Origin of the sequence: Klebsiella sp. CB_Kp196 (assembly GCF_040061575.1) — a bacterium.
Classification (GTDB): Bacteria; Pseudomonadota; Gammaproteobacteria; order Enterobacterales; family Enterobacteriaceae; genus Klebsiella; species Klebsiella michiganensis.
Genome location: NZ_JBEAFH010000077.1, coordinates 1 through 15,191, shown reverse-complemented (window position 1 = coordinate 15,191; position 15,191 = coordinate 1). Strand labels below are relative to the sequence as shown.

General features: G+C 62.0%; 14 protein-coding genes and 1 pseudogene. 7 read left to right on the top strand and 8 right to left on the bottom strand.

Annotation, left to right across the window (positions count from 1 at the left end; all coding sequences use genetic code 11):
* Positions 1-4: 4 nt before the first annotated feature.
* Both ABLU87_RS25975 and hpxU read right to left on the bottom strand, forming a co-directional pair.
* Positions 5-790, bottom strand: coding sequence for a transporter substrate-binding domain-containing protein (locus ABLU87_RS25975; RefSeq protein ID WP_014838043.1), 786 nt, complete (start codon positions 788-790; stop codon positions 5-7).
* A gap of 214 nt (positions 791-1,004) precedes the next feature.
* Entirely contained in the window at positions 1,005-1,844 is an 840-nt protein-coding gene (hpxU, locus tag ABLU87_RS25970) for a MurR/RpiR family transcriptional regulator HpxU (RefSeq protein ID WP_004849708.1), read from the bottom strand.
* 168 nt (positions 1,845-2,012) lie between these two features.
* Between hpxU and hpxW the strand changes: the two genes are divergently transcribed.
* Genes hpxW through hpxZ form a run of 4 tightly spaced genes read left to right on the top strand, consistent with a single transcriptional unit; the run spans position 2,013 to position 5,571 of the window.
* Positions 2,013-3,596: an oxamate amidohydrolase gene (gene hpxW / locus ABLU87_RS25965; RefSeq protein ID WP_032749665.1), complete on the top strand. Its 1,584-nt coding sequence runs from the start codon at positions 2,013-2,015 to the stop codon at positions 3,594-3,596.
* Between the two features lie 9 nt (positions 3,597-3,605).
* A complete protein-coding gene (gene hpxX / locus ABLU87_RS25960; protein WP_047725089.1) occupies positions 3,606-3,794 on the top strand; it encodes an oxalurate catabolism protein HpxX in 189 nt (62 codons plus the stop codon).
* Positions 3,791-5,188 carry an AtzE family amidohydrolase gene (locus ABLU87_RS25955; RefSeq protein WP_048263105.1) on the top strand — a complete coding sequence of 466 codons (1,398 nt, stop codon included), beginning with the start codon at positions 3,791-3,793 and terminating at the stop codon, positions 5,186-5,188. Before hpxX ends, ABLU87_RS25955 begins: the two co-directional genes overlap by 4 nt.
* On the top strand, positions 5,185-5,571 hold the full coding sequence (gene hpxZ / locus ABLU87_RS25950) for an oxalurate catabolism protein HpxZ (RefSeq protein WP_049071243.1): 387 nt from the start codon (positions 5,185-5,187) through the stop codon (positions 5,569-5,571). Before ABLU87_RS25955 ends, hpxZ begins: the two co-directional genes overlap by 4 nt.
* A 129-nt stretch (positions 5,572-5,700) precedes the next feature.
* Here hpxZ and puuE read toward each other — a convergent pair whose 3' ends face one another.
* The 3 genes and pseudogenes from puuE to ABLU87_RS25935 all read right to left on the bottom strand — a co-directional run bounded on the left by puuE (position 5,701) and on the right by ABLU87_RS25935 (position 8,109).
* The gene (gene puuE, locus ABLU87_RS25945; RefSeq protein ID WP_122117449.1) at positions 5,701-6,633 is read right to left on the bottom strand and encodes an allantoinase PuuE; all 933 of its coding nucleotides are present in this window, start codon (positions 6,631-6,633) and stop codon (positions 5,701-5,703) included.
* A pseudogene (locus tag ABLU87_RS25940) lies at positions 6,521-7,393 on the bottom strand (aspartate/glutamate racemase family protein); the annotation flags it as partial. The pseudogene ABLU87_RS25940 and the gene puuE, both read right to left, overlap by 113 nt.
* The gene (locus ABLU87_RS25935) at positions 7,393-8,109 is read right to left on the bottom strand and encodes a GntR family transcriptional regulator (protein ID WP_014228762.1); all 717 of its coding nucleotides are present in this window, start codon (positions 8,107-8,109) and stop codon (positions 7,393-7,395) included. The gene ABLU87_RS25935 and the pseudogene ABLU87_RS25940, both read right to left, overlap by 1 nt.
* A gap of 144 nt (positions 8,110-8,253) precedes the next feature.
* On the opposite strand from ABLU87_RS25935, the gene ABLU87_RS25930 reads away from it, so the two are divergent.
* A complete protein-coding gene (locus ABLU87_RS25930; protein WP_014228761.1) occupies positions 8,254-9,741 on the top strand; it encodes an NCS1 family nucleobase:cation symporter-1 in 1,488 nt (495 codons plus the stop codon).
* Between the two features lie 109 nt (positions 9,742-9,850).
* Entirely contained in the window at positions 9,851-11,170 is a 1,320-nt protein-coding gene (guaD, locus tag ABLU87_RS25925; protein WP_122117448.1) for a guanine deaminase, read from the top strand.
* Positions 11,171-11,274: 104 nt separating this feature from the next.
* Here the strand turns inward: guaD and uraH are convergent, their stop codons facing one another.
* The 3 genes from uraH to ABLU87_RS25910 are packed head-to-tail and all read right to left on the bottom strand — an operon-like array spanning position 11,275 to position 13,458.
* Positions 11,275-11,601 (bottom strand): hydroxyisourate hydrolase, encoded by a 327-nt coding sequence (uraH, locus tag ABLU87_RS25920; RefSeq protein ID WP_025106221.1) that lies wholly within the window; start codon positions 11,599-11,601, stop codon positions 11,275-11,277.
* The gene (gene uraD / locus ABLU87_RS25915) at positions 11,598-12,098 is read right to left on the bottom strand and encodes a 2-oxo-4-hydroxy-4-carboxy-5-ureidoimidazoline decarboxylase (protein ID WP_122117447.1); all 501 of its coding nucleotides are present in this window, start codon (positions 12,096-12,098) and stop codon (positions 11,598-11,600) included. The genes uraH and uraD overlap by 4 nt, the downstream gene beginning before the upstream one ends.
* Complete coding sequence (locus tag ABLU87_RS25910; protein ID WP_014228757.1) at positions 12,076-13,458, bottom strand: nucleobase:cation symporter-2 family protein; 1,383 nt, start codon at positions 13,456-13,458, stop codon at positions 12,076-12,078. Before ABLU87_RS25910 ends, uraD begins: the two co-directional genes overlap by 23 nt.
* A 346-nt stretch (positions 13,459-13,804) precedes the next feature.
* Here ABLU87_RS25910 and hpxO point away from each other — a divergent pair, with 346 nt between their 5' ends.
* Positions 13,805-14,959: an FAD-dependent urate hydroxylase HpxO gene (gene hpxO, locus ABLU87_RS25905; RefSeq protein ID WP_122117446.1), complete on the top strand. Its 1,155-nt coding sequence runs from the start codon at positions 13,805-13,807 to the stop codon at positions 14,957-14,959.
* The last annotated feature ends 232 nt before the right edge of the window (positions 14,960-15,191 follow it).

Here is a 15,191-nt window from a genome sequence, read left to right as displayed (position 1 = left end):
GACCTTACGCGCCGAGGCTGGCAGGCAGCGGCGCTTTCAGCCACTTCTCAGACAAACCGTTCAGGGTGCCGTCTTTTACGCCCTGCTCAATCAGCGCATCCACTTTCGCCTTCAGGGCCGGTTGGTTCTTTTTCAGGCCGATAAAGCACGGCGAATCCTTCAGCATAAAGCTCGGCACTGGGGCTTTGTCGGCGTTCTGCCGGGAGATGGCCGCCACCACCAGATTGCCGGTCGCGACGTACTGCACCTGGCCGGAGAGATACGCCGACAGCGTGGTGTTGTTATCTTCGTAGCGCTTAATCTGCGCCTCTTTCGGCGCCACGCTGGTCAGCACCATATCTTCCACCGCGCCGCGGGTCACGCCCACGCTTTTACCGCTCAGCGCCGCCGGGTCTTTCAGCTCCGCGCCTTTCGGGCCAAATACGCCGAGGAAGAACGGCGCATAGGCGCGGCTAAAGTCGATCACCTTCTCGCGCTCGGCGTTTTTACCGAGGCTGGAAATCACCAGGTCCACCTTATCGGTTTGCAGATAAGGCACGCGGTTGGCGCTGGTCACCGGCACCAGCTGCAGCTTGAGCTTCATCTCTTTGGCGAGATAGCGCGCCATATCGATGTCGTAGCCCTGCGGCTGAAGGTCGGTGCCTACCGAGCCAAACGGCGGGAAATCCTGCGGCACCGCAATGCGGATCGTGCCGCGCTTTTCAATATCCTGGAGCTGGTCAGCTTTCGCCGCCGGGAGGTTGGTTAACAGACAAGCGGCCCCGGCCAGTGCGATCAACAGTTTCTTCATGATGTTTACCCGTTACGTTAGCATGAAACAAAAGATTCTTTGAAGTCAGTTTTGCAACTAATGTGCCAGATAAAGCGCTGCGCATCGGGTTAGCCCGCCGTTTGGCTAAACGAACGTAAAACAAGGGAAATTGAGGAATTAAGAGGGAACAACTGCGCGTTCCCCTATTATTTTATCGCACCAAAACCATGCAAAGCACCACGCTGGCGCCCCATTATCGTTGTTCCAGCTCGTCCAGCTGCTGATAAAGGGTGGCGATGTCGTGAATGCGCGGGCGGCCTTTATCGAGAATTTCGTGCAGAAAGGCGTTCGACAGCAGATTGATCAGGCTATTGACCGAGGCGTAGCTGTCGTAGGCCGATACGCTATCCAGCGGTGCGCAGAGCCGCCAGCGCGCCAGCGGAAACAGGCCGTGGGCCTGCGGCTCGCACATCAGCAGCGCCGGAATGCCGCTGCTCTGCAGCTGCTGCAGCAGCGGGCGAATAATTCGCGGGCGGCGGCGGAACGCCATTACCACCACCAGATCGTCGGCAGTTAAATCCACCAGCTCTTCGCTTAAGCTTTGTCCCGGCTGCGGCAGCACCAGCACCTGCCCGCGCGCCTGCAGGAGCTGCTGGCGCAGATGCAGCGCCGCCGGATAAGCATTGCGCATGCCGATAATCACGATACGCCGGGCGCTCACCAGCGCCTGAATCGCCTCGGCGAACTGCTGGACATCAAGGGCGTTAACCCACTGGGTCAGGTTGGCCATCTCCTGTTTATAGTGGCGCGCCAGCAGCGTGTTGCCCTGCACCGCATCGCGATTATCGGTCAGCGGCATTCCGCTCTGGCGCAGGGTGCGCAGCTCATCGCGCATATCTTTATATTTTTCATAGCCCAGGCGCTTGAACAGACGGCTGACCGTGGCTTTCGATACGCCGCTCAGCTGCGCCAGCTCGGCGCTGTTGTAGCTAATCAGGTCATCAAAATGATCGAAAATAAAATCCGCCACCCGCTGCTCCTGAGGCGATAATGACGGGTACTGCTCTTTCAGTCGTTCATCAAGCTGTTGCATAAGACCTCTGTAACTTTCGTTTCACCGCACTATACCGCTAACGCCTTTCATAATGCATGCCAGTTCGGCAAAAAACGCGCATCGTCGGCAACGATTGAAACTTTACGTTCAGACATGGAACAGCTTTTGCAACCCTCTGCGGACATTTCGCTTAATTGAGGACACCCCATGCAAAGTCATGTTGCCGCCCGCGGGATGGCGGTTGCGCCCCATCATCTGGCCAGCCAGAGCGCGCTGGCGGTTCTGCGCGAAGGCGGAAGCGCCATCGAAGCGATGGTCGCCGCCGCTGCGACCATCGCCGTGGTTTACCCGCATATGAACGGCCTCGGCGGCGATGGCTTCTGGCTTATCGTACCCCCCGAGGGCGATCCCATCGCCATTGACGCCAGCGGCGCGGCGGGGTCGCTGGCGACGCCGCAGGCCTACGCCGGCCTCGCGCAGATCCCCCACCGCGGACCGCAGGCGGCCCTGACCGTGGCGGGCACCGTCAGCGGCTGGGACGAAGCGCTTAAGGTTTCGCGGGAGTTAACCGGGAAATCGCTGCCGCTGACGCGTCTGCTGGAAGATGCCATCGGCTACGCCGCCGGCGGTATCCCGGTGACCGCCTCGCAGGCCAGCGCGACCGCCGATAAATTCAGCGAACTGCGCGACCAGCCCGGCTTCGCCGAAACCTTTCTGGTGGACGGCCAGCCGCCGAAGGCCGGGAGCCGCTTTTTGCAGCCGGCGCTGGCGAACACCCTGCGCCGATTAACCGAAGACGGTTTAGACAGCTTCTATCGCGGGCCGCTGGCGGAGCAGCTGGCCCGCGGTATGGAAAAGTATGGACTGCCCGTCACCCTTAGCGACCTGCGGCAGCATCGCGCTCGCCGCCCCCAGCCGCTCAGGCTGGCGCACCGGCACGGCGAACTGTGGAACCTCGCGCCGCCGACCCAGGGGCTGGTTTCGCTGGCGATCCTCGGCATCACCGACAGGCTGGCGATGGCCGATGCCGACGATGCGATGACCGTCCACCGAATTGTGGAGGCGACCAAGCTGGCCTTCGGCCTGCGCGACGCGCATATCACCGATCCCCGCCACCTTGATGTCGATATCCAGAGCCTGCTGGCGCCGGCGGCGCTGCAGCCGCTGGCGGAGAATATCGACGACCAGCGGGCGGCCCCGTGGGGCGCGGGCAAAGGCCCGGGCGACACCGTATGGATGGGGGTTATCGATAAAAGCGGGCTGGCGGTCTCCTTTATCCAAAGCCTGTACCACGAGTTCGGCAGCGGCGTGGTGCTGCCGGAAAGCGGCATTGTCTGGCAGAACCGCGGGGCATCGTTCAGCCTCGACCCGCGCCACCTGCTGGCGCTGGCGCCCGGCAAGCAGCCGTTTCACACCCTCAACCCCGCCGCCGCAAGGCTGAACGATGGCCGGGTGATGGTGTACGGATCCATGGGCGGCGACGGCCAGCCGCAAACTCAGGCCGCTATTTTCACCCGCTACGTGATGCAAAACGTGCCGCTACAGGAGAGCATCACCCGGCCGCGCTGGCTGCTGGGGCGTACCTGGGGGCAGACTTCCGACTCGCTCAAGCTGGAGGGCCGCTTCAGCGCCGAAAGCGTTGCCCGCCTGCGTCAGCTGGGGCACGACGTTGACGTGCTGGCCGATTTTAGCGAAGCCATGGGCCACGCCGGGGCGATTGTACGCCATCCCAACGGCCTGTTTGAGGGGGCCAGCGATCCGCGCAGCAACGGCTCCGCCGCCGGTTATTAGGAGCTGATGATGAACACACCGCACAATGAATGGGACGCTTACCTCACACAAATGGAACAGCTGCTGGCGCTGGAGCTGGACGATGCGCGGCGCGCAGAGCTCAGGATGCAGTTTAGCCGCATTGCCGCCATGGCCGGGCCGCTGCTGGCCTTTCCCCTCGACGATCGCGTCGAAATCGCCGGAGTCTATAAAGCATGAAGCTACCTGAAATGACGATTCACGAAATCCAGCGCGCGCTGGCCGCCGGCGAGCTCAGCGCCAAAGAGATCGCCCGCCACACCCTGGAGAACATCGCCCGCGTTAACCCGCAGATCAACGCCTGGACCCACGTCAGCGAAAAGCGCATGCTCGCTGAGGCGGAGAATATCGATACCCTGCGGCGGGAAAAAAAGCCCCTGCCCGCGCTGGCAGGCGTTCCCTACGCGGTGAAAAATCTGTTCGATGTCGCCGGCAATACCACCCTTGCCGGGGCGCAGTTGCTGAGCGATCGCCCCGCCGCCGCCGCCGACAGCTGGGCGGTGCGCCAGCTGCATAGCGCGGGCGCGCTGCTCTCCGGGATGCTGAATATGGATGCCTACGCCTACGGTTTTACCACCGAGAACAGCCACTACGGGGCTACGCGTAACCCGCACGATCTTTCGCGGATTGCAGGCGGCTCCTCGGGCGGGTCGGCGGCGGCGGTGGCCGCCGGGCTGGTGAATTTCTCGCTGGGCAGCGATACCAACGGCTCCATTCGCGTCCCGGCCTCGCTGTGCGGGATCTTCGGCCTCAAGCCGACCTTTGGCCGTTTATCGCGCTCCGGCAGCCATCCTTTCGTCGCCAGCCTCGACCATATCGGTCCGTTTGCCCGCTGCGTCAGCGACCTTTCGGCGGTCTACGATGCGCTGCAGGGTCGCGATCCGGGCGATGGTTTTCAGGCCGACAAGGCCAGCGAGCGCACGGCTAATCTGCTGTCGCGCGGTCTCGAAGGCCTGCGCTGCGCCACGCTCGGCGGTTATTTTACGACATGGTGCGATAACGACGCCCGTGCGGCCGTCGCTCGCGTCGCCGGGGCGCTGGCGGCGCATGAGGCTGTGATTTTCCCGGAGGCGGAGCTGGCCCGCTCGGCGGCGTTTATTATCAGCGCCGCCGAGGGCGGAAATCAGTACCTGCCCGCGCTGCGTAGCCAGCCCGAACGTTTTGAGCCGAACTCCCGCGAGCGACTGCTGGCGGGCGCGATGATCCCGTCGGCCTGGTATCTTCAGGCCCAGCGCTTCCGCCGCCACGCGCAGCAGGCGTTTAAAGCCCTGTTCGCCCATGCGGATGTGCTGATCGCCCCGGCCACGCCGTGCAGCGCGACGCTCATCGGCGCGCAGACCATGGAGATTAACGGCCAGCCGCTGCCGATTCGCGCCAGCATGGGGATGCTGACCCAGCCCATCTCCTTCCTTGGCCTGCCGGTGGTCACCGTGCCGCTGCGTACGGCGAACGGTCAGCCGATTGGCCTGCAGCTGATTGCCGCGCCTTTTAATGAACAAGCCTGTCTGCGCGCGGCGCGGGCGCTGGAAGAGATGGGCATTACCGACGCCCGCCCGGTGGAGATAGCAGCATGATGACGCAAGAGCAGATTAATCGCCCGTTGGTTCTCGCCGAGGTGACGGCGGCGTTTTACCGCTATGAGGAAGCGCTGGTGAGCAACGATATCGCGGTGCTGGATGAGCTGTTCTGGCACGATAAGCGCACGGTGCGGCTGGGGGCCGGGGAAAATCTCTACGGTATCGACGAAATCCGCGCCTTTCGCGCCGCCCGCCCGGCCGCCGGCCTGCAGCGCGCGCTGCGGCACACCACCATCACCACCTTCGGCGAGGATTACGCGGTGTGCAGCACCGAATTCACCCGCGAAGGCAGCGAACGCATTGGCCGACAGCAGCAAACCTGGGTGCGCTTCCCCTTCGGCTGGCGCATCGTCGCCGCCCAGGTGAGTTTGATGAGTTAAGCCCCGCGCCTTTCCCGGTATCCCCCGGGTTGCGCTGCGCTTACCCGGGCTACGGGTCCTACCGGATTGCGGCCGTTTGCAGAGCTGTAGCCCGGGTAAGCCGCTTGCGGCGCGACCCGGGGAACGCCTTTACCCCCGGAACGGATGAACGTCGCGCCAGTGGTCGGCAATCTGCTGACGAGTGCAGACCCAAACCTGGTCGTGCTGCTGCACATAATCAAGGAAACGCTGCAGCGCGCGGAAGCGGCCCGGGCGCCCCAGCAGGCGGCAGTGCATCCCGATGGACATCATCTTCGGCGCACTAGCCCCCTCGGCGTACAGCACATCGAAGCTGTCTTTCAAATAGGTGTAAAACTGCTCGGAGGTATTGAACCCCTGGGCGGTGGCAAAGCGCATATCGTTGGCGTCGAGGGTATAAGGTACGATCAGGTGCGGCTTACGCGTCCCGTCGCCGCAGGCCACCTCGCTCCAGAACGGCAGATCGTCGCCATAATAGTCGCTGTCGTAATCAAAACCGCCGTGCTCCACCACCAACTGGCGGGTATGGGGGCTATCGCGCCCGGTATACCAGCCGGTGGGCGGTTTGCCAAATAGATCGGTTAACACCTGCACGGCTTTATGAAGATGCTCCCGCTCCTGCTCGATAGGCATATTCTGGTAGTGGATCCAGCGCCAGCCGTGGCTGACCACGTCATAGTTCGCCGACTTAATCGCCTCGACCACCTCGGGATGACGCGCCAGCGCCATGGCGACGCCAAACACGGTCAGCGGCAGTCCCCGCTGGCTGAACTCATTATGGATGCGCCAGAAACCGGCGCGGCTGCCGTACTCATACAGCGAATCCATCGACATATGCCGGTCAGGGTAGCTGGCGGCGCCGATAATATCGGACAGAAACTGCTCAGAACCGGCATCGCCGTGCAGCACGTGGTTTTCCGAGCCCTCTTCGTAGTTCAGAACAAACTGCACGGCGATGCGCGCATTGTTCGGCCACCGCGCGTGCGGCGGCTGTCCGCCGTAGCCGCGCAGATCGCGCGGGTAATCGTCTGCCAAAAATGCCATCTGCTACCTCTTCATATTAAAAGGGATTTAATGCCTGAAATTTGCCGCTCAACGCCTTGGCTTCCGGAAACCCTAAATCGCCCTGCTTGCTGGTCGACAGGCCTAACGCCACCAGCGACTCAACCATTTTGACCGCCGCGCTGACGCCATCGATCACCGGCACGCGCAGCTCGCGGGTCAGCTCCTGGGCCAGCGTCGCCATCCCGCCGCAGCCCAGCACGATAGCCCCGCAGCCGTCCTCTTTTAGCGCCTGGATACAGCGCGCTCGTACTTTCTCCTGCGCCAGACCGCTGCCGTCCTCCAGCGCCAGCACCGGTAAATCAATGGCGTGCAGGGCGGCGCAGTGGTCATGAAAACCATACTGGTGCAGCAGATGACGGGCGATGATCAGGGTGCGCGGCAGCGTGGTCACGATGGAGAAACGGGTGGCCACCAGCGTCGCCATATGCATCGCCGCTTCGGCAATCCCCACCACCGGCCCCTGCGCCAGCTCGCGCGCCGCCAGCAGCCCGGGGTCGCCAAAACAGGCGATCACGTGCCCGTCTACCCCCTGTTGACGACCGGCTTTGATCTGCTCCAGCACGCCCACGGCGGCGATGGCTTCATCAAAGTGGCCCTCTATCGACGGCACGCCCTCGCGGGGGCAGACCGCCAGAATCTCGGTTCCCGGCGCGGCAGCCGCCCGCGCGGCGGCACCGATGGTTTCCGTCATGGCCAGGCTGGTGTTGGGGTTGATGACTTGTATACAAACAGCGGCCATTACGGCTCCTTATAGCCGGCAAACAGCCGGGCAAAATCGGGCAGGGTCACGCCAGAGCGCTCAAAACAGAGGCTGGCGACAATATGTTCAAAATGGTGGCTTAAGGCGTCGCTCAGGGGCTGGAGCGCCTTGTCGCGCAGCAGCTGGACAAGCTGTTCGTGATCGTCGCAGCGGCAGCCCTGACGCCACGGCGATCCCCACGCCGCGATAACCAAGGATGAACGCTGGCTCAGGCGGGTCACCATCTCGGTGAGCACCTGATTGCCGGAGATCGCCTGCAGCTGGATATGAAACTCGGCCGAATAGCGGATCGCCGCCGGGCCGTCATAGCGTTCATGCGCCTGCTGCTCCTGACGGATAATGGCCTCCAGCGCCGCCAGGTGCGGCGGCTGACAGCGGGTCAGCACATCCGGCAGGTTGGCCACCTCCAGCAGCGCGCGGGTACGGAAGATCGCCTGCGCCTCTTCGACCGTTGGGCTGGCGACCTGTGCACCACGTTTGGGCGTCAGGGCGACCATTTGCACAGTCGCGAGTCGTTGCAGCACTTTTCTGATCCCGGTGCGGCTTACGCCAAACACCTCCGCCAGCGCCTCCTCCGGCAGTTTGCTCCCCGGCGGCAGCTGATGCTCGACGATCGCGGTCATCAGCGCCTGATAGATGGATTCGTCTTTATCCTGCAGCTCTGGCGCGGCCTGCAGACGATGTTGGTTGCTCATTAACCACTCCGACTTTCACTTTTTGATATCGAATCGTATACATAAAATTTAATTCTTGCATACAAAATTAACTGTTTTGGCCTGATTCCTGCAACAGCCTCGGTAATCCATTTAAACGGGTGTTCATTTACAGGAGCAGGTTTCATGCCAAATCAACAAAATACGCATCAGGTTAAGGCCGCTGATCCCCACGCTGGATACAGCCCACGGCTTTGCAATGAGGATCTGGCGCCGACGCGCGACCAGAACTGGAGCTGGTACAACATCTTTTCTTTCTGGATGTCGGACGTGCACAGCATGGGAGGCTACGTGGTGGCGGCGAGCTTCTTTACCCTTGGTCTTGCGAGCTGGCAGGTGCTGCTGTGCCTGCTGGTGGGGATTTGCATCGTTCAGCTGTGCGCCAACCTGGTGGCGAAGCCCAGCCAGATGGCGGGGGTGCCCTACGCAGTCATTTGTCGTCAGGCGTTTGGCGTCTTTGGGGCCAATATTCCGGCGGTGATCCGCGGGCTTATCGCCTTCGCGTGGTACGGCATTCAGACCTATCTCGCCGCCAACGCGCTGATGCTGGTGCTGCTGAAGTTCTGGCCCTCGCTGTCGACGCTCACCGCTTCCAGCTTCCTTGGCCTGTCGCATCTGGGCTGGCTCTGCTTCGCCACCATGTGGCTGCTGCAGGCGATGGTGTTCTGGCACGGGATGAACGCCATCAAGCGCTTTATCGATATCGCCGGCCCGGCGGTCTACGTGGTAATGCTGGCGCTGGCGGGATGGATTGTATACAAGACCGGTTTTGACGGGATCTCCTTTACCCTCGCCAGCAAATCGCTGAGCGCCGGGGAGCAGACCTGGCAGATGATCACCGCCACCGCGCTGGTGGTCTCCTACTTCTCCGGCCCGCTGCTCAACTTTGGCGATTTCTCGCGCTACGGCAAAAGCATGGGCGAGATCCGCCGCGGCAACCGCTGGGGCCTGCCGTTTAACTTCCTGCTGTTCTCCATCGTGACCGTGGTGATTGTCTCCGGCACGCAGTCGCTGTTTGGCCGCATGATCACCGACCCGATTGAGACCGTGAGCCGCGTGGGTAACGACCTGGCGGTCGCCATTGGCCTGCTGACCATGATCACCGCCACCATCGGGATTAATATCGTGGCCAACTTTGTCTCCCCGGCGTTCGATTTCTCTAACTGCTCGCCGCAGAAAATCAGCTTCCGCACCGGCGGGATGATTGCCGCCGTGGGATCGATTTTGCTGACGCCGTGGAACCTGTTTAACTCGCCGGAGCTGATCCACTACACCCTCGACGTGCTGGGGGCGTTTATCGGCCCGCTGTTCGGTATCCTGATCGTGGACTTTTACATCATTAAGCGCGGCAAGGTTTCCGTTAACGACCTGTTCGACGACACGCCAAAAGGCCAGTACTGGTACCGCAACGGCTTTAACCCGAAAGCGATCGCCGCCCTGGTACCCTCCGTCGCGATTGGTCTGGTCATCAGCTTTATTCCGGCCCTGCACGAAGTGGCTAACTTTAGCTGGTTTATCGGCGTCTTCCTGAGCGGCGCGGCCTATCGCTGGATCGCCCGCGACGAGCGCGTCGGCGCCACCGCCGGCTTCAGCGCCCTCGCCCAGAAAGAGTAACCCGGCTTTCCCGCCGCGGCGTCACGTCGCGGCGGCTCTCCGCCTGCGCAAACTGGCATTAATCTTGCTCAATCAACCTATCCTTTCGCTAACCCACAGGGCAGCTATGATGTTTGACTACCATGCCGCGGTTCGCGGCGCATTTTTCGATATCGCCGCCGTTGCCGATAGCGCTGACGATATCGCCCGCCATGCGCGCTATCTGGAGGATGGCGTGCTGTTTCTTCGCGACGGCCGCGTTCAGGCGCTGCTGCCATGGCAGGAGGGCGAACGGTACCTGCACCCGCAGAAGGGCTATCGCGACCTGCGCGGTAAGCTGCTGCTGCCGGGGTTTGTCGATGCCCACGTCCACTATCCGCAAACCGAGATGATTGGCGCATTTGGCGAGCAGCTGCTGGAGTGGCTCACCACCTATACCTTTCCGGTTGAGAGCCAGTTTGCCGATGCCGACTACGCCGCGGAGATCGCGCAGTTTTTTGTCAACCAGCTGCTGAGCCACGGCACCACCACCGCGCTGGTTTTTTGTACGCTGCATCCGCAATCGGTGGATGCCCTGTTTAACGAAGCGCTGCGCCTGAATATGCGCCTGCTCGCCGGCAAAGTGATGATGGATCGCCACGCGCCGGACTACCTTAGCGAAAGCGCGGAGCAGAGCTACCGGCAAACCCGCGAACTGATTGAACGCTGGCACCGGCGCGGCCGCCTCGGCTATGCCATTACGCCGCGCTTCGCGCCGACCTCAACGCCGGAGCTGCTGGCCGCGGTACGGCAGCTGCGGGAAGAGTTTCCCGATACCTGGCTGCATACCCATCTGAGCGAAAACCTCAACGAGGTGGCGTGGGTAAAAAGCCTGTGGCCGGAGCATGAGCACTATCTTGACGTCTACCATCACTATCGGCTGACCGGCGAGCGCAGCGTGTTTGCCCACGGCATTCACCTGGCGGACGCCGAGTGGCAGTGCCTGCACGAGACCGGTTCAGCGCTGGCCTTCTGCCCGACGTCAAACCTGTTTCTCGGCAGCGGGCTGTTTCGTTTACCGACCTGCTGGCAGAACAAAGTGCGCATGGGCATCGGTAGCGATGTTGGCGCGGGCACCACCTTCAGTATGCTGCGCACCCTCGGCGAGGCGTATAAGGTCAGCCAGCTGCAAAGCTATCGCCTGCGCGCCAGCGAAGCCTTCTACCATGCGACTCTTGGCGGCGCGCGCGCGCTGCGCCTTGATGAGAAGATTGGCAATTTCCAGCCCGGCAAAGAGGCCGATTTCGTGGTTATCGACCCGGCGGTCACGCCGCTGCAAAAGTTACGCAGCGGGCGCTGCAAAGATATCTATGAACAGCTGTTCGTGCTGATGACCCTGGGCGATGAACGTAATATCAGCGAGACGTGGGTAAACGGCGAGCGCGTGTGGGGGGATGCGGCTGCGCAGTAGTCCCTTTCCCGGAGGCGGCACGTTGTGCCTGTCCGGGCTACCAGACCACAGACAGTGCCGAACTCGTAGCCCGGACAGGCGCGCAGCGCCGCCTCCGGGGAAATTTAGCTGCCGCGATAGGTGGACCAGCCGCCGGGGGCAATTAAAAACGGTAAATGATAGTGCTCGCCGGCCGCTTCGCGGATGACGAAATCAATCTGCGCGCTCAGGTAGAGCGTCTCGCGCCCGCTGGCGGCAAACCACTCGCCGATTTCCGCGCACAACCGGTAACGCCCCGGTGCCAGCGTCCCGGCGCCGAGTTCGCCAATGCGGCCGTTATCATCGGTGACGCCGCGGGCAACCAGCGCGCCTTCGCGCTCCAGCGCAATCTTTACGCCCTGCGCCGGCCGGCCGGTGGAAATATCCAGAATATGGGTGCTTAAGGTACTCATTCGCCAATCGCTCCTTCCAGTCTTAATAGGGTGATTTCGCGCAGCTGCGCTAACGCGTCCTCGACTTCTGCGCGCTCGCTGTTTTGCAGGCGACGCGACAGCGCCGCCAGGATTTCATCCCCGCCTCGCCCTTTCGCGCGAATCAAAAAGACCCGGCCAAATCGCGCTTCGTAGCGGGCGTTGCCCTCTTTCAGCGCCTGCGCCAGCGCAGCATCGCGGTCATCAACGCTTCCCTGTTCCTGACGCGAGAGCGCCGCGTGCGCCTGAGACCCGGCGGGCTTTTCGCCGATACGCGGATGGGCGCTTAGCGCCTCGGTCAGCTCCGCTTCGCCCCACGCCGCCATCAGCCGCCGGGCGGCGCTGAGTAAATCAGCGCGGCTGCGCCAGGGCCGGCCGGCGGCCAGCGCCGCCGCCCAGCCGGAGATGGCCACGCAGGGTTCCAGCACGGCGACGGCATGTTCGCCGCTCAGCTGATTAAAGTGATTCAGCGCGATCATCGGTGCTCCTTGTGGCCGCCGCCGCGGCCGGTTTCTCTTCCGGAATAATCAGATTCAGGACAATCGCCACCAGCCCGCCGCTGGTCGCCGCGGAACCGAACAGGTTACCCACGATCGGCGGGAAGTGGGTCAGAAACGCCGGAACCGCTTCAATGCCGAGACCAAAACCGAAGGCCAGGCCAACGATCAGCATATCGCGACGGGTTAGCGGTTTCTGGGTGATAATGCGGATCCCCGCCGCCACAACGCAGCCAAACATCACCATCGTCGCGCCGCCCAGCACCGGCGCCGGGATCTGGCGCAGTATCTCGCCGAACGGCGGAAACAGGCCCAGCAGAATCAAAATCACCCCGATGTAGCGGCCAACGTAGCGGCTGGCGACGCCGGTCATCTGAATCACGCCGTTGTTTTGCGCAAAGGTGGTATTGGGGAACGCGCACAGCATCGCCGCCACCATGCAGCTTATGCCATCGGCAAGAATGCCGCCTTTCAGCCGCGAACGAAAGGCCTCGTCATCTATCGACTGCTGAGAGATCAGGCAATTGGCCGTCAGATCGCCTACCGCCTCAAGAATGCAGACCAGCGACACCAGCGCAATCGGCAGAAAAATCGCGCTGTTAAACTGAAAACCAAACGGGAACAGCTGCGGTAAGCGGAACCAGACATCGCCGACGCCTTTAAGCTGGAACGATCCGCTCAGCGCCGCCGCCGCGCAGCCGACGGCAATCCCCACCACCACCGAAGAGAGACGCAGCCAGCGGTTTTTCGCACAGCTCAGCAGGACGATGGTCCCCAGCGTGCCCGCGCCGAGAGCGATATTGCTCATGCTGGCAAACGCTTTAGCCTGCTCGCCGCCGCACCAGTTAATGACGCTGACTTTAATCAGGCTAATGCCGATCAGCGCAATCACGCTGCCGGTAATCACCGGAGTAAAAATGCGCTTCAGCGGTTCAATAAAGCGGCTGACGAGACAGGGCACCAGCGCGGCGACAACGTTGACGCCAAACAGCATGGCCATAATATCCTGCGGCGTGCCGCCCTGCCCTTTTACCCACATACCGCCGGCAATGGCGACGCCAAGGAACGCAAAGCTGGTCCCCTGCATACAGATCATTCCCGCGCCGATCCCCCACAGGCGGTTGGATTGCAGGAAGGTCCCGATGCCGGAAGCCAGCAGGGACATGCTGATCAAATAGGGCAACCACTCCCCCAGCCCCAGCGCCGCGCCGATAATCAGCGGCGGCGTAATAATGCCTACCAGCCCGGCGAGTACGTGCTGTAAGGCGCTAAAAAAAGCCGGGAGCGGCGGGATCCGCTGCTCAAGGCCGTACAGTAAGCCGCCGTTTTTTTCATCTGACATGGTCGTTTCATCCCGTTGCGAATAAGCGTGCGGGAACGGGTGCACAAAACAGGCCAAACTCGCTCACATTTGCGCAACATTTAATTTTATTCCGTTTTTTCAAGCAGATAACCCATCATTTTTGCCAGATCCCTGGCGTCTGACCTCGGCAAGACAATGAAACATTAGATTCTCAATTACAAATTTAGAAATTATTGATTCATAAAAAGGCAATAAAACCCGCTCTGCGCACCAGCGTTGTGCAACCGCACGGTCGCGGGGAGCCCGAATCGGCGAAATCAGCGCCTGCGCCAAAGTGGTACGCAAATTGCTCAAGCCAATAACGACGTATGTAAAGGAGAAGCAAATGAAAGCATTAGTTATCGGCGGCGGAATCGGCGGCCTGAGCGCGGCGGTGGCATTAAAAAATGCCGGTATCCACTGCGAAGTCTTTGAAGCGGTGAAAGAAATCAAGCCGGTGGGCGCGGCCATCTCCATCTGGCCTAACGGCGTTAAGTGCATGAAGCATTTAGGCATGGGGGATATTATCGAGAGTTACGGCGGCCCCATGTATTTTCTGGCTTACAAGGATTATCTGCGCGGGGAGACTCTGACGCAGTTCAGCCTCGCGCCGCTGGTGGCGCGCACCGGTGGCCGTCCCTGTCCGGTTTCCCGCGCCGAGCTGCAGCGCGAGATGCTCAACTTCTGGGGGCGCGACGCCGTGCAGTTTGGTAAACGCGTCACCCGCTGCGAAGAAAACGCCGACGGGGTTCGCGTCTGGTTTACCGACGGGTCGATGGCTGAAGGCGATTTTCTGATCGCCGCCGACGGTAGCCATTCGGCGCTGCGCCCGTACGTGCTCGGCTATACCCCTGAGCGCCGCTACGCAGGCTACGTTAACTGGAACGGTCTGGTGGAAATTGATGAGGCGATTGCGCCGGGCAACCAGTGGACCACCTTCGTTGGCGAGGGGAAACGGGTGTCGCTGATGCCGGTCTCCGATGGACGGTTTTACTTTTTCTTTGATGTTCCGCTCCCGGCGGGGCTGGCCGAGGATCGCAGCACCCTGCGGGCGGATCTTAGTCGCTACTTCAGCGGCTGGTCGCCGCAGGTGCAGAAGCTGATCGCCTCCCTCGACCCGCAGACCACCAACCGCATTGAAATCCATGATATCGAGCCGTTTGAACGGCTGGTTCGCGGCAAGGTGGCGCTGCTGGGCGATGCCGGGCACAGCACCACGCCGGATATCGGCCAGGGCGGCTGCGCGGCGCTGGAGGATGCGGTGGTGCTGGGGGATCTGTTCCGCCAGAGCCGGGATATCACCGAGGCATTGCGCCAGTACGAAGCGCAGCGCTGCGACCGGGTCCGCGACCTGGTGCTGAAGGCGCGTAAACGCTGCGATGTGACCCATGGCAAAGATATGGCGCTGACGGAAGCCTGGTATCAGGAGCTGAAATCCGAAACCGGGGAGCGGATTATCAACGGTCTGTGCGAAACCATTCAGGGCGGCCCGCTGGGGTAAAGATGCTGGCATCAGCCCCCTTCCCGGCTCGCGGCGTAAACGCCTTAGCCGGGCTACCGGATCGCAGACGCGGGGGAACCCGTAGCCCGATCAGCTCGTAGCCCGGCTAAGCGCAGCGCGAGCCGGGAAGAAGCCACGCCGATGCATCACCCCGACACCGTCCCGGAGGCGGCGCTGCGCGCCTGTCCGGGCTTGTATGATTACTCCGTCAGAAAGAACCGGCCAGTTCTCT